The 729-nt window shown below is 51.9% G+C and carries 1 protein-coding gene; it reads left to right on the top strand.

Annotation, left to right across the window (positions count from 1 at the left end; translation table 11 throughout):
- Positions 1-729, top strand: a 729-nt coding sequence (locus R7190_RS27230; protein ID WP_318137850.1) for a pyridoxal-phosphate dependent enzyme, incomplete at both ends; no start/stop codon positions are given.

Genomic DNA, 729 nt, shown 5'->3' with positions numbered 1-729 from the left:
CTACAACATGGTGGCAAGCCTAACTGAAGCACAGAAAGCCGCAGGCGTGATTGCAGCATCGGCAGGTAACCACGCTCAAGGCATGGCACTGTCTGGCACCAAGCTAGGTATCAAAACCACGATTGTTATGCCAAAAACCACACCAGACATCAAAGTCGATGCGGTACGCAGTTTCGGTGGCAATGTGGTGCTGCACGGCAGCAACTTTGATGAAGCCAAAGCCGAGGCCGAACGCTTGTCAGAACAACACGGCTATACGTTTGTGCCCCCTTTCGATCACCCATTGGTGATCGCAGGTCAAGGCACCATCGGCATGGAAATGCTGCAGCAAAATGGTCATCTGGACTACATCTTCGTGCCGGTTGGAGGCGGTGGCTTGGCGGCTGGTGTAGCGGTTCTGGTCAAGCAACTGATGCCAGAAATCAAAGTCATCGCCGTCGAACCTGAAGACTCGTCTTGTCTGAAAGCGGCGCTTGATGCTGGTGAGCCAGTGGTACTCGACCAAGTCAGCATGTTTGCTGATGGTGTCGCGGTAAAACGCATCGGTGAAGAAACGTTCCGCTTGTGTCAGAAATACATTGATGGTCATGTGGCGGTTTCAAGCGATGAAATCTGCGCTGCCGTAAAAGACATTTTCGAGGATACTCGAGCGATTGCTGAACCATCCGGTGCGCTTGCGCTTGCTGGCTTGAAGAAGTTTGTTGAGCAAAACCAACTGGAAAACAAAAA

It is taken from the genome of Vibrio sp. 1078-1 (genome assembly GCF_033340475.1).
This window is presented reverse-complemented; position numbering and strand designations above follow the sequence as displayed.